Annotated in this window: 22 protein-coding genes; 7 read left to right on the top strand and 15 right to left on the bottom strand. The window is 33.7% G+C overall.

Annotated features, from left to right (window positions below; all coding sequences use genetic code 11):
- Positions 1 to 30: 30 nt before the first annotated feature.
- The 12 genes from OQK60_RS07555 to OQK60_RS07500 form a co-directional block, all read right to left on the bottom strand.
- Positions 31 to 780, bottom strand: coding sequence for a DNA methyltransferase (locus tag OQK60_RS07555; RefSeq protein WP_297685663.1), 750 nt, complete (start codon positions 778 to 780; stop codon positions 31 to 33).
- Positions 767 to 1,039 carry a hypothetical protein gene (locus OQK60_RS07550; RefSeq protein ID WP_297685660.1) on the bottom strand — a complete coding sequence of 91 codons (273 nt, stop codon included), beginning with the start codon at positions 1,037 to 1,039 and terminating at the stop codon, positions 767 to 769. Before OQK60_RS07550 ends, OQK60_RS07555 begins: the two co-directional genes overlap by 14 nt.
- A gap of 84 nt (positions 1,040 to 1,123) precedes the next feature.
- Entirely contained in the window at positions 1,124 to 2,014 is an 891-nt protein-coding gene (locus tag OQK60_RS07545) for a type II restriction endonuclease (RefSeq protein WP_297685658.1), read from the bottom strand.
- On the bottom strand, positions 2,004 to 2,561 hold the full coding sequence (locus OQK60_RS07540) for a hypothetical protein (protein ID WP_297685656.1): 558 nt from the start codon (positions 2,559 to 2,561) through the stop codon (positions 2,004 to 2,006). Before OQK60_RS07540 ends, OQK60_RS07545 begins: the two co-directional genes overlap by 11 nt.
- Positions 2,558 to 3,427, bottom strand: a complete 870-nt coding sequence (locus OQK60_RS07535; protein ID WP_297685655.1) for a DNA adenine methylase — start codon at positions 3,425 to 3,427, stop codon at positions 2,558 to 2,560. The genes OQK60_RS07540 and OQK60_RS07535 overlap by 4 nt, the downstream gene beginning before the upstream one ends.
- Positions 3,428 to 3,508: 81 nt before the next feature.
- On the bottom strand, positions 3,509 to 4,390 hold the full coding sequence (gene glyQ, locus OQK60_RS07530; RefSeq protein WP_297685653.1) for a glycine--tRNA ligase subunit alpha: 882 nt from the start codon (positions 4,388 to 4,390) through the stop codon (positions 3,509 to 3,511).
- A gap of 61 nt (positions 4,391 to 4,451) precedes the next feature.
- On the bottom strand, positions 4,452 to 5,309 hold the full coding sequence (locus tag OQK60_RS07525) for an ARMT1-like domain-containing protein (RefSeq protein WP_297685651.1): 858 nt from the start codon (positions 5,307 to 5,309) through the stop codon (positions 4,452 to 4,454).
- Positions 5,310 to 5,312: 3 nt separating this feature from the next.
- A complete protein-coding gene (locus OQK60_RS07520) occupies positions 5,313 to 5,786 on the bottom strand; it encodes a DUF3972 domain-containing protein (protein ID WP_297685649.1) in 474 nt (157 codons plus the stop codon).
- A gap of 26 nt (positions 5,787 to 5,812) precedes the next feature.
- Positions 5,813 to 6,310, bottom strand: coding sequence for a 5-(carboxyamino)imidazole ribonucleotide mutase (gene purE, locus OQK60_RS07515; RefSeq protein ID WP_297685647.1), 498 nt, complete (start codon positions 6,308 to 6,310; stop codon positions 5,813 to 5,815).
- A 48-nt stretch (positions 6,311 to 6,358) separates the two neighbouring features.
- Entirely contained in the window at positions 6,359 to 6,643 is a 285-nt protein-coding gene (locus OQK60_RS07510; RefSeq protein ID WP_297685645.1) for a hypothetical protein, read from the bottom strand.
- Complete coding sequence (locus tag OQK60_RS07505; protein ID WP_297685643.1) at positions 6,643 to 7,932, bottom strand: peptidase U32 family protein; 1,290 nt, start codon at positions 7,930 to 7,932, stop codon at positions 6,643 to 6,645. The genes OQK60_RS07510 and OQK60_RS07505 overlap by 1 nt, the downstream gene beginning before the upstream one ends.
- Entirely contained in the window at positions 7,929 to 8,615 is a 687-nt protein-coding gene (locus OQK60_RS07500) for a chemotaxis protein (RefSeq protein WP_297685641.1), read from the bottom strand. The genes OQK60_RS07505 and OQK60_RS07500 overlap by 4 nt, the downstream gene beginning before the upstream one ends.
- Before the next feature lie 77 nt (positions 8,616 to 8,692).
- On the opposite strand from OQK60_RS07500, the gene OQK60_RS07495 reads away from it, so the two are divergent.
- The 7 genes from OQK60_RS07495 (at position 8,693) to OQK60_RS07465 (ending at position 14,815) form a co-directional block, all read left to right on the top strand.
- The gene (locus tag OQK60_RS07495) at positions 8,693 to 9,472 is read left to right on the top strand and encodes a histidinol-phosphatase (protein ID WP_297685639.1); all 780 of its coding nucleotides are present in this window, start codon (positions 8,693 to 8,695) and stop codon (positions 9,470 to 9,472) included.
- Between the two features lie 121 nt (positions 9,473 to 9,593).
- A complete protein-coding gene (gene trxA, locus OQK60_RS07490) occupies positions 9,594 to 9,914 on the top strand; it encodes a thioredoxin (RefSeq protein WP_297685637.1) in 321 nt (106 codons plus the stop codon).
- Between the two features lie 19 nt (positions 9,915 to 9,933).
- Positions 9,934 to 10,419, top strand: coding sequence for a hypothetical protein (locus OQK60_RS07485; RefSeq protein ID WP_297685634.1), 486 nt, complete (start codon positions 9,934 to 9,936; stop codon positions 10,417 to 10,419).
- A 169-nt stretch (positions 10,420 to 10,588) separates the two neighbouring features.
- Entirely contained in the window at positions 10,589 to 11,527 is a 939-nt protein-coding gene (gene trxB, locus OQK60_RS07480) for a thioredoxin-disulfide reductase (protein ID WP_297686242.1), read from the top strand.
- Between the two features lie 40 nt (positions 11,528 to 11,567).
- Positions 11,568 to 12,335, top strand: a complete 768-nt coding sequence (gene dapB / locus OQK60_RS07475) for a 4-hydroxy-tetrahydrodipicolinate reductase (protein ID WP_297685632.1) — start codon at positions 11,568 to 11,570, stop codon at positions 12,333 to 12,335.
- Positions 12,336 to 12,408: 73 nt separating this feature from the next.
- On the top strand, positions 12,409 to 13,764 hold the full coding sequence (purF, locus tag OQK60_RS07470) for an amidophosphoribosyltransferase (RefSeq protein WP_297685630.1): 1,356 nt from the start codon (positions 12,409 to 12,411) through the stop codon (positions 13,762 to 13,764).
- 91 nt (positions 13,765 to 13,855) lie between these two features.
- A complete protein-coding gene (locus OQK60_RS07465) occupies positions 13,856 to 14,815 on the top strand; it encodes a TIGR01212 family radical SAM protein (protein WP_297685628.1) in 960 nt (319 codons plus the stop codon).
- A 90-nt stretch (positions 14,816 to 14,905) separates the two neighbouring features.
- Here the strand turns inward: OQK60_RS07465 and OQK60_RS07460 are convergent, their stop codons facing one another.
- Genes OQK60_RS07460 through hisIE form a run of 3 tightly spaced genes read right to left on the bottom strand, consistent with a single transcriptional unit; the run spans position 14,906 to position 16,647 of the window.
- A complete protein-coding gene (locus OQK60_RS07460; RefSeq protein WP_297685626.1) occupies positions 14,906 to 15,454 on the bottom strand; it encodes a DUF2393 family protein in 549 nt (182 codons plus the stop codon).
- On the bottom strand, positions 15,451 to 15,963 hold the full coding sequence (locus tag OQK60_RS07455; RefSeq protein ID WP_297685624.1) for a DUF2393 domain-containing protein: 513 nt from the start codon (positions 15,961 to 15,963) through the stop codon (positions 15,451 to 15,453). The genes OQK60_RS07460 and OQK60_RS07455 overlap by 4 nt, the downstream gene beginning before the upstream one ends.
- A gap of 3 nt (positions 15,964 to 15,966) precedes the next feature.
- A complete protein-coding gene (gene hisIE / locus OQK60_RS07450; protein ID WP_297685622.1) occupies positions 15,967 to 16,647 on the bottom strand; it encodes a bifunctional phosphoribosyl-AMP cyclohydrolase/phosphoribosyl-ATP diphosphatase HisIE in 681 nt (226 codons plus the stop codon).
- Positions 16,648 to 16,654 lie beyond the last annotated feature (7 nt).

Here is a 16,654-nt window from a genome sequence, read left to right as displayed (position 1 = left end):
AAGAATTTTTTGCTTTAATATGGAATATGTTTATATCTTTTTAAATATGAACAAATGTTCATGCATTATAAGTAGAAAATTTGCTTCTTTGCTTTTGTTTACCCAAAAACCGGTAGCTTTACAGTTATGTTGATGTTTGACAATATCTTCTTTTAGTTCAAAACCGACTTTTAAAAATCTTTGCATGACCATAAATGCTAATGGTTGATACATTTTATTTCTTCTTGTATCTCCCATCAAAATAGCACAATATTTATCTTTTTTTAAAACTCTGTAAAGTTCATATGCCACTTTTTCCATCTCATCACAAAATTTTTCTAAGTCATGAATATTTGAGAGATCTTGCTCAATTTGTTTTTCGCTGTATTTTATAATATCTGCATAGGGTGGATGGTTTAAAATAAAATCAATACTTTCATCCTTTAGTATTGACAAATCTCTTGCATCGTTAAGTTCAACTCTAATTTTAGGGTTATATTCGCACTCAAAATTTAATGCTGTTTTTGTGAGTTCAACAGCATCTGGATTTATATCTAATGCCAAAAGATGGCGATTTAAAAGCTTACATTCTATTGCAGTAGTTCCACCACCAATCATCGGGTCAAGCACACAATCTTTTTCTTTAGAGTATCTCAAAAGTGAATTTCTAACTACTTCTGGAGCCCAATTTCCTCTGTATTTTGAATTATGCGTTGCCCAATTTCCACGACGCCTAAAACTCCAAACTGTCGTGCACTCTTGTTCAAACTCTTCAGGATGAAGTTTTTTAATCTTTGCCATAAACTAATACCATTAGATTATCATGCTCAAATGAGTAATCAATAATTTGATTTAATTTTACGAAAGTTTCAAAGTCATTGTTATTTTGAAACTCTATAATATTCACATTTGAAAAAGTTTCAACATTTGCTTCTTTGAAATCTACTGAAAAATAGTGTTCCCAATTTTGTGAACCACACATAATTAAATTATCTTGCTTATCATCTTCTAAAACATCAACATCAAGTATATAAAGTGATTTAAAATTAGTTATTTTCATAGCTACATCCTTACAATTAATTGTATAGATGATAGCGTTTTAAGTCAATAAGGTTTAAAAATATGTCAATTTGTCATAATTATCTTATTTATTGCATATTTCTTTCAATATGTCATTTTTTAGCATCTCTAAATTTATTACATAATCATTATGAATAAAAGTTTCCTCTAAAGGTTTAAGCGATGTAAGCCAACCTTTGCCATCTGTTATCCAGATGAAATTAATATTTTGAGATTTAACAAAATCATTTAAATATTGATATTCTCCTGCCGTAGCTTTTAGCTTAGAACCACCACCGCTATAGTAGTTTACCTCAATCAAAAAAAGCTTATTTTTTATCTCATCCAACAAAGCAAAATCAAACCTTCTACTATTTTTATCAATTTTTATATCGTAATTAAAAACTTCTTTTATTCTTTTTTGTGTTGCTTGCTCTATAAACTTAAAATTACTATTTTCTTCACAAAACTCTTCCAAAAACTTAGATACAAGCTTTTCCATAATATCGCCAGTTCTATTTTTTCTCGCATTTGTGTCAAAACCAACTTCAACACCAAAGCAGTAATCAACTAAATTTTTAATAGCTTTGCTTTCAAAAATATCTCTAAGTCCACTCTCTTTAAAAAATAGGAGTAACTCTTTTTTTATATTTTCATCAATTGGATCATAGAAAATATATTTTTTATTTTCAGGCACTAAGGTTTCTATATCGGTTATAACTGGAGTACATGATAGTTTATCATCTCTAATAGCAATCAGTATCGGAAGTATTCTTCTGACTTTTGGATACTCTTCAACTAAAGTTAAAAACTCCTTTTCAAGGTTCTCTTTTCCAATGAGATAGTTAAGAAGATTTAACTCTTTTTCTATCTTTTTGACATTCTTTTTTACTTTTTCAAAGTCTGTAAAATAATCCCATGTGAAAATAGAGTCTTGGAGTGTATTTTTTAAGTTTTCAAAGTTTTTATTTTTCATTAGGTACCGGTAGTCCTATTTTATGTAATGGCAAATATTCAAAATAATAAGAACAATTTACAGAAACTATATAATCTAAAACATCTTTATATTTTACTGCTTTATAGTAATTTGATAATATATAAATATACTCAACTTCATAATTAAGTTGAGAAAAAAGTTTTTTATATTGTTTCTTTTTAAAATCACATGTTTGCAGTTTTTCATCAACTGAACCATCAACTTCTTGAAATTTCATTTCTAAAATATAAATTGTATTATCTTTAATGACATATATTGTGTCATCAGGTAAAAGTTTTTTTGATAATATTTTTTTCCAATCAATTTTTCGCTCTTCTAAAAAAGCATACAATGCATGTTTTTGAAATGTTTGTGCAACCAATTCTTTTTCAAAATAGATTTTATAGCTTTTACTCATTATATTTTTATATTTAACTTCAACACATTTATACCCATTTAATTTATTTAAACGAGTTGCTAATTCAATTTTTTTTTCAAATAGTATTCCGGTCTTTGTATTAGTTCCGCCTATCCCATTTTTTATCATAAACAGCTCCTTACTAAAATTTCACTTATCTTTCCACGTCCACTGCTTTTACTATTGATAAACCTATTCGCTTGTATCTCTTCAATATGAAATTCACCATATAGATTTTTTATAAACTCTGTATCAGAGTTTGAGTGTACTACAAAAACATCTTTTTTATTTAACTTTTTAAAAACTTCAAAAAGTTCAATCTGCTCTTTATCTAAAAAATTAAACTCACTATATGATGTAAAGCTAGATGTAGGCGTTAGTGGATAGTATGGAGGATCAAAATAAACGAAATCATTTTTTTTGACATGTAGAATTACATCTTTGTATGAAGCATTTAAAATGGTGGCTTTTTGCAGAGCTTCACTAGCGTTATAGATTACAAGTTCATCACAAATATTTGGGTTTTTATAACTTCCTATCGGTACATTGTAATAACCTTTGCTATTAACTCTATAAAGTCCGTTAAAGCAAGTTTTGTTGAGATAGATAAACCTTGTTGCTCTTAAAGTATCGCCTCTTTTTGAAAAGCCTTCTTCTCTATCCCAAGCTCTTACATCATAATAGAACTCTTTAGAATGTTTTGCTTTAAACTCTTTAAGATTTTTTATAAGTTCTGTAGGATTATTTTTTACAACATTATAAGTATTAATAAGCTCTGTATTAATATCAAATAGATAAACATTTTTATCTTTTAAAAGTCCAAGTGAGTAAAGTTCAAAAAAGAGTGCACCGCCGCCGACAAAAGGCTCAAAATAGTTATTAAATTCTTTTGGAATAAGCGGAATAATCTGAGAGAGCAGACCTCTTTTACCGCCAACCCATTTTACAAACGGTTGATATTTTGTAAAATTAGTTTGATTGATAGCTACGGTCATTTTAGCTCCTATTATTTTATATCATTGAAAGTCTAATAAAATATTTTTTAATAACTTAAAAATATTGCATTATGCAATATTTTACCCCTTAACCCTTTTAAGTCTCTCCGGCTCTTGTTCTTTATAAAGTTCAGCACACCCTTTTGAGAGTTCGCGAATTTTTAGGATGTAGTTTTGTCTCTCAGTTTGACTAATTGCTTTTCTTGCATCAAGTACATTGAATGTGCTAGATGCCATCATACACAAATCATAAGCAGGTAAAGGAAGTCCCGCTTCTAAAGCTCTTTGGCACTCTTTGCTTTTTGCGTTAAAATCTGCAAACAACATGTCAGTATCTGCTACTTCAAAGTTGTATTTTGAAAACTCTATTTCGCTCTCTTTATGAACATCACTATAGTAAGTTTTTCCATGCTCGTTTTCGTTCCAAACGATATCAAAAACATTATCTACACCCTGAAGATACATAGCAAGTCTCTCAGTTCCGTAAGTAATCTCAACAGCTACAGGATTACACTCGATGCCTCCGACTTGCTGAAAGTAAGTAAACTGAGTAACTTCCATGCCGTTTAACCAAACTTCCCAGCCAAGACCCCAGGCACCAAGTGTTGGAGATTCCCAGTTATCTTCTACGAAGCGGATATCATGTTTACTTACATCAAGCCCTAAGTACTCCAAAGATTTTAAGTAAAGCTCTTGAATATTATCCGGTGATGGTTTTATAAGTGCTTGAAATTGGTAGTATGAGCCTAGTCTATTTGGGTTTTCTCCATATCTTCCGTCAGTCGGACGGCGAGATGGTGCAACATAAGCTGTTGCCCATGGAGTTGAATCTAACGAGCGAAGAAATGTAGCAGGATGAAAGGTTCCGGCTCCTGCCGGGATATCGTAAGGCTGAACAATATTACAACCCTGCTTCATCCAAAATTCTTGTAGTTTTAGTAACATCTCACTAAAAGTAATCATTTAAGCACCTATATAATTATATTTTATGCAATTATAGCAAGCTGAGTTAAAAATTAGATTATTACGCCATTTTACAGACTATATCACCAACTTGTTTTTGAAGTGAAGCGGCTACAACATCGCACTTTACTTTGAGTAAAAAGCAGATATTTTTTCTATGAGATGGACTAAGACATTCATAATTTCCCATCCCTTTGCTTATAACCAAATCCACGCTGTCAAAAAGCTCTTTTGAGAAAGAGTTAGCTCGATTGTATGTAAATCCGGGAGTGTTTACTCCGCTGTCAACAAGCTCACAAAGCTTATCAAATCCAGCCTCTTTTGCCTCGACAATTGTAACATCGTTTATTATTGGATTACCTCTAACCATGTAAGAATACTTGACATGTGGATAAAGTTCTTTGAGTGTTTCTATAAACATGTAGTCAAATATATGCTCGCCTACATTATCTCCAATGACTAAAACAGATTTTGCAGTTGTTAGTTTTTCTTTTAACATGTCAAAATCATTGTAAGCAAAATGTGTATGAAATATCTTCTCTAATTCTTCTTTCAAATCAAACTCTACTGCCGCAGCCAAATCTATAACATTTCCTGCTACTGCTATTTTTGTTGCTGTTAAAAGTTTATTATCCGAAGTTAAGAGTTTCTCTTTTAGCAGCGGAACAAAAGAGAGTGCTTTTTTTGTTGAGGCAACTTTAACCTCATCATAAAGGTCAGTTTTATTAGCAATTTGGGCCATTTTCTCATAAACATAAGATGCTATTTCAGGAGGAGTATCATCGAACGAGAAATCTTTACTCATCTTAGTTACTGTAGATACAAGTTCATTTGAAAGTGCTTCTGAGGCGTGGATTGCATCTGCAACTTTAACACTTTGGTTTATTATACAGCCAACACAAGCTTCATCAATTGTCATTGCTTACTTGTCTGTGTGTTCGTCTATAGCTTTATTCCACATAAGTTTATATTTTCTTCTCATAAATTCAACTTCTTGTTGTGAAAGCTTAAGTTGCTCTTGTAGTGTGTGTATTGTTTTTCTATCTTCATCATAAAGTTCTTGCAAAGAGCTTAGAGCTTCTCTTAAAAACTCATTTTCTGCTCTTACTGCTGTAAGAGTTTCATCTTTTGCATCAAGAACTTTTTCATGCAGATTTATGATAGTACCTATGGTTTTTTCAACAAACTGAGGCTGTACTAACATCTCTTTAGTATTATGAGCAGAGAGTTCTTTAAGTTGAGTTGGAACTACATCTTGAGAGCCTTTTGATGGGTCTATATACCTAACACCATCTTCAACTTTCAAGGTAAGCTTTCCTCTATCAGCCAAATCATCAATAGCTGAAAGTTCTAGCCCTGTAAGTTCCATATACTCTTCATCACTCATCCACTTCATGCAGTATGCCTTTTTAGTAGAAACTATTATGAAATAATAGTTTCAATCTCCATAGAGTCCATCTCAACTTTTTTAGCTTTTGCAATACGGTCTTCTTTTAACTTAACAGCTAACTCTTCATTGTTTAGTGCCAATATCTGCATAGCTAAATAAGCAGAGTTTATTGCTCCTGCTTTTCCTATTGCAACGGTAGCAACCGGCATCCCTGCTGGCATCTGAACAGTAGAAAGAAGCGCATCTATCCCAGAAAGAGCTGACGCACTCATTGGTACACCGATAATCGGCTTAACAGTTTTAGAAGATAAAACACCGGCTAAGTGTGCAGCCATACCGGCAGCTGCAATAAATACCTGAGCACCTTTTTTCTCAGCATCTTGAATATACTGTGCAGTTCTCTCAGGTGAACGGTGAGCTGAAGAGATAATTAACTCATAATTAACTCCAAATGCCTCAAATGTGTCTGAACACGATCTCATTACCTCATAGTCACTTTTTGAACCCATTACGATTGATACGAATTTCATTTATTTTCCTATTATTTTTGTTTAGAATTATAACATATCAAATAGTTATTATTCCTCTGTATTATACAAACGCTTTTTCATAACTTTAAATTCATCATCAGTTATCATATTATTGTCGAGCATTTGCTGCAACTCGCTAAGTCTAGTTTCTTTTGATTTTGTCTTTTCTTTAGCGGTTTCTTTTTTAGCATTTATGTTCTTTTGATTTTTAAGTGCATACTCTCTTGCATGCCTTGAAGAGATTTTATAAGATATGATTGACATCACTAGGACTACTAAAACAAAAGCTGTAGCTTCGATATAAATACTGCTTAAACTTTCTTGCGATAACATTATTTTGTGTTTACTCCCATTTCTTCATTTGCCGGAATTCTAAAAAATGTGTATGCAGGAAATTTTGTTGGAAGAGTTATAGGATTTAGATTTCCGCTATGGACCTCATCCCAAACTTTTTTATTCTCTGCTAGAAGTTGCTTAAATTTCATATAAACTCTTCCATCTCTTTCATATGTACTGCCGATTTCATTATCTATTATTTCTACATGTGAATTAAGCGGAGCAACAATTTCAAGTTCATCACCCGGCAATGTTTTATATTTACATAAAAAGTGGCTGCCCTCTTCGTTTACAACTCCGCTTACCTGATGTGTTCCAAGCTGCATAGTAAAGTCTAAACTTTGAGTATCATGTTTTTCAAATGGACGCGATACTAAATATGCATCCGTGTATCCACGGTTTTGAAGAGATTGCAGTTCATACTGATATCTATCTACATCTACCTTGTCTTCGTAGTAATCATCTATCGCCATTCTATAAGCTTTTGCAGTTACCGCTGTATAATAAGCTGTTTTTGTACGACCTTCTATCTTAACAGAATCGACAACACCGCTGTCTAATATCTCTTTGACATGTGAAGCAAGGTTTAAATCTTTAGAGTTCATTATATAAGTGCCGACACCTTCGTCCTCTTCAAGTCTAAAGAGCGTTCCCGTTTCAGGATTTGCCGCATACATCTCATAAGGAAAGCGACAGTCATTCGCGCAACTTCCACGGTTTGGAACACGACCGCTCTGAAGCGTAGATATAAGACATCTTCCGCTATATGCAAAGCACATAGAACCGTGAACAAAGACTTCGAGTTCTAAGTCAGGAAGCTCTTTTTTAATCTCCATTAAATCTTTAAGAGAGATTTCTCTAGCTGTGATTATACGAGTAGCGCCCATATCATAGTAGACTTTAGCATCTAAAACATTCATGACATTAGCTTGAGTTGAGAGATGCAGAGGCATATCAGGTGCTAACTCATGAGCAAGTTTTAAAACTCCCGGAGTTGCCACAATAAAGGCATCAGGCTTTAACTCTGCCATCGCCAATATATGTTTTTTTAGTAGATTAAGCTGTGAATTAAATGGAAATCCGTTTATTGTTACATAAACTTTTTTACCGCGTGCATGAGCGTACTCTATACCCTCAGCAAACTCCTCCATACTAAACTCTTTACCTGAGCGTATGCGAAGAGAAAAGTGGCTAACACCGCCATAAACAGCGTCAGCTCCAAAGTCAAAAGCGATTTTTAATTTTTCGAGTGTTCCTGCGGGAGAGAGTAGTTCTACTTTTTTCATTTCTGTCCGAATTGTGCTAAAAGTGCCTCTATATCATCAACTGACGCTATGTCATCATGTGTATCACCAACTATATGTTGAGCAGATGAAGCTCTTTTACTATCATCGATTTTGCCTTCAAACAGACTATTCATATAGTTTGAAAGTGCTCGCATTACATTTATAACACGCTCTATTTTTTGACGGTGAATATCTTGATACTGCATAATATCCATAACATTCATTATAGAATCGCCGCTTGTTTGAAGCATCTCTAAAGCTTCTGTAGTCTCATTTAGTGCAGAGTTGTTCTTCTCTAATTGAATCTTAAAAGCTTCAACATCAGGGAATTTTTCACTTAAAGTTGTAAAAAGTTCAATATTGCTGTTTAATACTTCAATTACATTATTTGCATTCTTTTCTTTTTCCAGCAAATCCGTACTGATACCTTCAATAATGTCAAAAATCTCACTAGCTTTCTCTTCACTCTCTTTTGTAACATCATCAAGCTGATGTACCATTTTATGCTCATCTGTAGCAGGAAGAGGCAAGTGGTGAGATGTGTCATTTTCTTTTGGTGATTCTTTTACTTCAGCATTCTCATTTAAATCTTCATCCGATGAAGAATCTATCTCATCATCTGACAATGAATCCAACTCTTCAACATCTCCATCCATCAAAGCATCTAATTCTTCTTGAGTCATCGTAAATCCCTAGCTAAATTTAATTTTTAACACTATAATATCATAAATATCTATAAAGAATTTTAAGAGGTCCATAAATGTTGGTAGATTTACACAATCACACTTCACTTTGTAATCATGCAGATGGTGATATTAATGAGTATATTGAAAAAGCAATAGAGTGTAATATAAAATATTTTGGCTTTTCTGATCATGCACCCATGGATTTTGATACAAAATACCGTATGAGTTTTGATGACATGTATAAATATGAAAAAGATGTATTAAGCGCGAAAGAGAAATATAAAGACAAGATAGAAGTACTACTTGGCTATGAAGTTGACTATCTAAAAGGGTATATGGACGATAGAGTCTTAAATGCAAATGTTGATTACCTCATAGGCTCTGTGCATTTTATAGATGAGTGGGGGTTTGACAATCCTGAGTTTATAGGCAACTATGAGCATCAAGATATAGATGAAATCTGGCAAAAGTATTTCAACGCAATAGAGGAAATGGCACAGAGTAGATTGTTTGACATTGTCGGTCATTTAGACCTTATAAAAGTTTTTAAATATATGCCAAATAGAGATATAAACGATATTGCAAAAAATGCTCTTTTAGCAATTAAAGAAGCTGATATGACAATAGAGATAAATGTTGCCGGTCTCAGAAAACCCATAGGTGAGATATACCCTTCAACATCACTTTTAGTAGAAGCAAAAAAACTTGATATTCCTATAACTTTTGCTTCGGATGCGCATAAGCCTGAACAAGTTGGGCTATTTAGTGATGAAGTCTTAGCAATTGCAAAAAGTATTGGCTACTCTGAATGTGCTTTATATCGTAAAAGAAAAAGAGAATTTATAAGTTTTTAACTAGCTATTTATAAGGCTTGTCTTTTTTTATTTTAAGAATTATTTATAAAAATGTCATAAAGGATTTTCAAAGACTTAGGCTTGTATAATGTCCGTATTAAACTTAAATGAGGAAATAATAATGAGTAAATACATAGAATTAACTGGTTCAGATTTTGAAGCAACACTAAGCGAAGGCGTATCTTTAGTAGACTTCTGGGCTCCATGGTGTGGACCTTGTCGTATGATCGCTCCTGTAATCGAAGAGTTGGCTGAAGACTTTGATGGTAAAGCTAAAATCTGTAAAGTTAATACTGATGAAGAGCAAGAAATCGCTGTTAAATTTGGTATTCGTTCTATCCCTACTATCATGTTTTTCAAAAATGGCGAGATGGTAGACCAAGTTGTTGGAGCACAATCTAAAGCTGCTCTAGCAGAAAAAATAGACGCTCTTTTAGCGTAATTATTTAAAGAGTTAAAAAGTGTCTAAAAGAGGCAAAAGCCTCTTTTCTATATCTACACTACTTGCTTCATTCTTTGGCGCAGCTATGATTGCTGTCGCCTTTGCTTACTTCAACTACAAATTTTCAGAATATAAATTTATTGACTTTAAAGAGTGGACTTTTTATGAAAAAAGTGATGTATTCACACCAAAAGAAGAAAAGTACATAGTAGTATTTTATAGCTCAAGAACTAAAGGCACTGTTTCTCTTCTTAAAAACTTAAACTTAAATATACCAATACTTGCTATTGACTACTATAATGAAGTCCATCCAAACACTGAAAATACGACCTTTTTAAGGGCTGGAACAAAGACATCGCTTAGCTTCATACAGAGGTTTAACATCTATGAATCCCCATCTATTTTTTTTATAAAGAAAACAAAAGAGTCTCTTTATAAACAAGATAGTATGATACGAAAATTAGATAATTTAAAAGAACTATCTAAAAATATTGACTTATTATAATTCTAGCTCTCAAGAGCTTAGCTTTAGTGACCACAGCGGTCCAAGCGGAATAAAGGGACTTGTTCCTTTATGGGACTAATAAATATAATGATACGAAAATTAGATAATTTAAAAGAGTTATCAAAACAAATAGAGTCATTGTAAATACAAATTAAGAGGAAAATAAATGATATTAGATTGTGCGATTATTGGTGGTGGACCTGCTGGACTTACTGCTGGATTATATACAACTCGCGGTGGTTTAGAAAATGTAACTATGTTTGAAAAAGGTATGCCAGGCGGGCAGATTATGAATTCTTCTGAGATAGAAAACTACCCTGGTGTTACCGGAGAAATCACAGGTATGGATCTAATGATGCCATGGCCTGAGCAGTGTCAAAAATTTGGTCTCAAACATGAGATGGTAAATATTGTTCGTGTTACTAAAAGTAATGATATTTTTACTATACATAAAGAAGATGGAACAACTGTACAAGCACATAGTGTAATTATTGGTACAGGTTCGTCTCCTCGCAGAGTCGGATTTAGTGGAGAAGATGAGTTTTTTGGAAAAGGTGTAAGTACTTGTGCTACATGTGACGGATTTTTCTATAAAGGCAAAGAAGTCGCAGTTATTGGCGGTGGTGACACTGCATTAGAAGAAGCTCTTTATCTTGCTAAAATATGCTCAAAAGTTTATCTTGTTCATCGTCGCGACACTTTCCGTGCAGCTCCAAATACTGTTGCTAGAATAAAAAGAACTGAAAATATAGAGCTTGTTTTAAACTCTTCTCCTGATGAAGTTTATGGTGATGCTATGGGTGTTACAGGTCTTCGTGTTAAAAACAATGACGGTGAAACTAGGGATATTACAGTTCCGGGTGTTTTCACATTTGTTGGAAATGATGTAAATAATCAAACACTTATCCAAGAAGACGGCAGTTTTTTATGCGATATGAATAAAGCGGGTGAAGTTATTGTTGATATAAGTATGAGAACTTCTGTTGATGGACTTTTTGCAACCGGTGACATGCGTATAGCAGCCCCAAAACAAGTTGTAAGTGCGGCTGGTGACGGTGCCGTTGCTGCACTTCAAGCTATCTCATATGTTGATGAAAAGTTAAATTAGTTATAATTGGCTTTTTAAAGTAATATAAAAGGTAATTCAGATGGTAAGAGTAGGTGTTTTTGGGGCAAATGGTAGAGTTGGGAAACTGATAATTGATGATTTAAAGGCAACTGATGACATTAGTCTTAGTTCAGTATTTGTAAGAACTTCACTAGACTTCTCTATTGATCCATCTGTTTTAGTTTCAACAGATATAAAATCATTTTTAAATGGATGTGATATCGTTATTGACTTTTCACTTCCAGAGGCTTGTGAGGCTCTTCTTGAAGCATGCCTAACAACACCAAAACCTTTGGTGGTAGGAACAACCGGTCTTAGCCCTCATCAGTTAAATCTTCTAAAACAAGCTAGCGAAAATATGCCTGTATTATACGCTACAAATATGTCTTTAGGAGTAGCACTTCTAAATAAACTTGTACATCAAGCTTCTGCAGCTTTAGATGGTTTTGATATAGAGATTGTTGAAATGCATCATAAACACAAAAAAGATGCACCTAGTGGAACTGCTCTTACTTTAGGTGAATCAGCTGCTGCCGGTCGTGGTTTAGATTTAAACAAAGTTCGTGTAAGTGGCAGAGACGGAAATATAGGTGAGAGAACAGAAGATGAAATATCTGTAATGGCGCTTCGTGGCGGGGATATTGTCGGTCGTCATACTGTAGGTTTTTACAATGATGGTGAGTTTATAGAGCTTAATCATACTGCAACAAGCAGAAATACTTTTTCTAAAGGCGCAATCAGAGCTGCTTCGTGGTTGGCAGACAAAAAAGCCGGACTTTATTCAATTAGTGATTGTTTGGAATTGTAATATCAACTCTATTTTACTTTGGTTTTAGTATACTTCCATAATTATTTTATGAACTGTTTTCGAGGAGAAAAATGTGCTAGAAGATGTTAACGAAAAATGTGCAGTAGTTGGAATTTATGGTCACAGAGAAGCTTCTAAATTAGCTTACTTTTCGCTACATGCTCTTCAGCATCGTGGTCAAGAAGCAGCCGGTATAAGCTCTTCTGACGGAGAAAAACTTCATACTATTAAAAAGCGTGGTTTGGTTATGCGCGTTTTTGATGAAGCTAAACTAAAAACACTGAGCGGAAATAGTGCTATTGGACATACTCGTTATTCGACTGCCGGAAATGACTCTATTTTAGATGCACAGCCGGTATTTGCAAGATACGATTTAGGTGAAATGGCGATAGTCCATAATGGAAACTTAACAAATGCAGAAGAAGTTAGAAATGGTTTAATAGCCAAAGGTGCGATTTTTCAAACCTTTATGGATACAGAAAATCTCATCCATCTTATAGCAACAAGCGAAAAGAAAAAATTACTTGACAGAATAATAGATGCAGTTGAAAGAATAGAAGGTGCTTTTTCTCTTGTATTTTTAAGCAGAACCAAGATGTTTGCAATGCGTGATCGTCACGGATTTCGTCCTCTAAGCCTTGGCAAACTACCAAATGGCGGATTTATAGTAGCATCCGAGACTTGTGCATTTGACCTTGTCGGTGCCGAGTTTATAAGGGATGTTGAACCTGGTGAGCTTCTGGTATTTGAAGAGGGTAAAGCAATAAAAAGTATAAAAGTTTTTGAACCTACTCCAAAACATTGTATATTTGAGTATGTTTATTTTGCAAGACCTGATTCAAAAGTTTTTGGTCAGAGCGTTTACCAAACTAGAAAAAATATGGGAAAAGAGCTTGCTCGCATAAAACCTGTTGAAGCTGATGTAGTTATACCGGTTCCCGATGGTGGTGTTCCATCTGCAATTGGATACGCTCAAGAGAGTGGCATTCCTTACGAGATGGGAATAATGAGAAACCATTATATAGGCCGTACTTTTATTGAACCGACTCAAGAGATGAGAGATCTTAAAGTTAAGATGAAACTTTCACCCATGACTGACATCATCAATGGAAAAAGAGTTATTGTAATCGATGATTCGATAGTTCGTGGTACAACTTCAAAAAGAATAGTAAAAATGCTAAAAGAAGCCGGTGCCAGCGAAGTGCATATGAGAGTATCAAGCCCGCCTACAACTGACCCTTGCTATTATGGTGTTGACACACCAAACAAAGACAAGCTTATCGCCGCCAATATGAGCGAAGATGAGATATGTGAATATATAGAAGCTGATTCTCTAGCTTATCTTAATGAAGCTGCACTGCTTAGAAGCGTAAATGCTGAAGAAGAAAATTATTGTACTGCTTGTTTTACCGGTAAATACATCGTTTAATGAAACTAATATATTTTATTCTTGCCGATAGGCAAAGCTTTAGTGAGAGGAATTTTTTAGGATTTCACATCCTAAGAAAAGAGAATTAGAAGTGCAGCAAATTTATACCTTTGGCAATTACTTAAAAAACAAGTTTGGTTGCAAAGTCTACAAAGTTGGCATTAACATATCTGGTTTCACATGTCCAAATATTGATGGAACAGTTGCTAAAGGCGGCTGTACTTTTTGTGAAAACGACTCTTTTTCTGCAAGTACGGGAGAGGTTCAAGAGTTAAAAGGTTTTTATCTCAACTTAGAATCAAAATCAAATCCAAACTTACAAAAACAACTAGAGCAATTAGAGCAACAATTTAACGCTATTAGCAAAAGACAAACTAGCCAATACGGTGCCGAAAAATTCTTAGTATATTTTCAATCTTTTACAAATACTTATGCTCCTTTTGAAACACTAAAAGCTCTTTATGATAAAGCATTATCGTTTCCTAATGTTGTTGGGCTTAGCATAGGTACTCGCTCAGACAGTATTACCGACGAAACTCTTGATTACTTAGCTAAACTCAATGAAAATAAAGAGATTTGGATAGAGTTTGGAATTCAGTCGGTTTATGATGAAACTTTAGAAAAAATAAACAGAGGACACGATAGTCAAAATGTTAAAGAGTGGATTTTAAAGTCCAAAGCTAAAGGTTTACATGTATGTGGACATCTTATCTTCGGTTTACCGGACGAGACGAAAGAGATGATGCTAGAGACCTCTAAACAAGCTTACTCTTGGGGTATAGACTCTGTAAAATATCACCCACTATATGTTGTCAAAAAAACAGCCTTGGCCAATGATTTTATCAAAGGAAAGTTCACTCCTATATCCGAAGATGACTATCTCGATGTCTTAGTAAAGTCAATTCAAATGAAGCCTGAAAATGTATCTGTTCAGAGAGTTACAGCAGGCATAAATGACAATTCCCTACTCTCTCCAGACTGGTGCAGAGATAAAAATTCTCAAATCAAAAAAATCAACAAAGCACTAAAGCCGTTAGGACTTAAATATTAATCTAAGTTTGTACACAAACTTTAGCTTCAGTGGGCTCAGCGCCCAAAGCGAAGTGAAAGGAACTTGTTTCTTTTGCGGACTAATAAATGGTTAATGTGCATAAATCTTTGCAAAGTGTGAAACACTTTTAAAATACGGCGGATAGTCAAAATATACTTTAAATGCTTTTGCCTCTCCGGGCTTTAGGTTTTTCGCTACAACAAACTCTTTTGTTATCTGTTGCGGTTTATCAGATCTGTTTGAACCACCCGAAAAGAAATCAAAAAAGCCGCTTGGTTTAAAAAATGAACCTGCTCTTACATTGCCTGTAGCATGTCCCTTGTTTACCAGCTTTATCTCAAAAGTAACCTCACCTATCTCATAGTTGCCTTCATTCTTCACAACCCCGCTGTATGCTATTTTCTCTATACTTAGAATTCTTTTATTTTCTAATTTATAGAGACCTGCTTTTTTTGTATACTTATCAACTGCCGCTATAGCAAACCCAGCTATAACCACACAAACAAGAAATGCAGATATTATTATTTGTACTACTAATTTACGATTATCTTCTCTCAATGCAATTAGCAAAAAAAGTATAAAAATAGATAATATAACGCTTAGACTAATATAGTGCCAAATATTAAATAATGTACTCATTTACAGCTTGCTCCTACCGAGATATTGTACTCTTTGGTATATGTAAACGGCTCAAGAATAAGCTTAAACTCTCGCTCTTGAGCTTTTAAAATATCATACTCTAGAATCGACATTTTCTTCAATGGCTTAAATTGAAACAAATAGTTTTTCAATGAATTTTCACTAACTTTATGGGCGCTAACGGTTATCTTACAACTTTGAAAATCAAATTTTGATGTATTTTTTACCACTCCGTGAACAACGACTGCTTGAGAATATGTCAATTTTTTTTGACTTGTTATAGAAGATGTATTTTTAAACAGATAGTTATGCATTTGAATATAACCAACTATTGAACCTACACTCAGAACAATAAATGATAAGAGTATAAGAGATAATGCTAATACTATCTTATGTCTTTGAACAATTCCAAGAATAATTAATAAAAGAAAAATTGTAAAAACAGTTCCAAATAGTATGTAATCATAAATGATTAAACCATTTAGAAAAGTTGTTATTTTTTCTGTCATCTTTTAATCATCTCTTGAATTTTTCTCTGCTATTCCACTCATGTTAAATCTACGAGCTAACTCTTGTTTTATTCTATCGGGAGATATATTTTTTGCCGCTAATGCAACTAACATGTGATATGTCAAGTCAGCTGCTTCATATACCATCTCGCCTTCATCATTATCTTTATATGCAAAAGAAAATTCTCCGGCTTCTTCTACAATTTTTTTCAAAATTGTATTATCACCTTTGCTTAAAAGCTTTGCTGTCCATGACGATTCAGGATCTGCATTCTTTCGCTCTTGTATAGTGTGGTAAAGTGTGTCTATCACTCCATAAAGAGCTTCAGAACTAACTTCAACATCTGAGTTTGCTTCACCAGATTCTAGTTCAGTAAAAAAGCAAGAGCGACGACCTGTATGACATGCAACGCCCTCTTGAGTTACTTTTATAAGAAGAGTATCGTTGTCACAGTCAATATTAAAAGAGTGAATTTTTTGAATATGCCCGCTGCTTTCGCCTTTTTTCCAGATGCGTTGTTTTGAACGAGAAAAGTAGTGTGCTATTTTTGTACTAAGTGAAAGTTCTAAAGCTTGCTTATCCATATAAGCCATCATTAGAACTTCGTTATTGTTTATATCTTGAACAATAACCGGCAAAAGATTAATCTTTTGCCAGTCTATTCTTTCTATTGCAGCTTGCATATTTTTG

The sequence above is a fragment of the Sulfurimonas sp. genome (assembly GCF_026196735.1).
Taxonomy (GTDB): domain Bacteria; phylum Campylobacterota; class Campylobacteria; order Campylobacterales; family Sulfurimonadaceae; genus Sulfurimonas.
The sequence above is the reverse complement of the archived record's forward strand: the minus strand, read 5'-3'. Positions and strand labels throughout refer to the sequence as shown.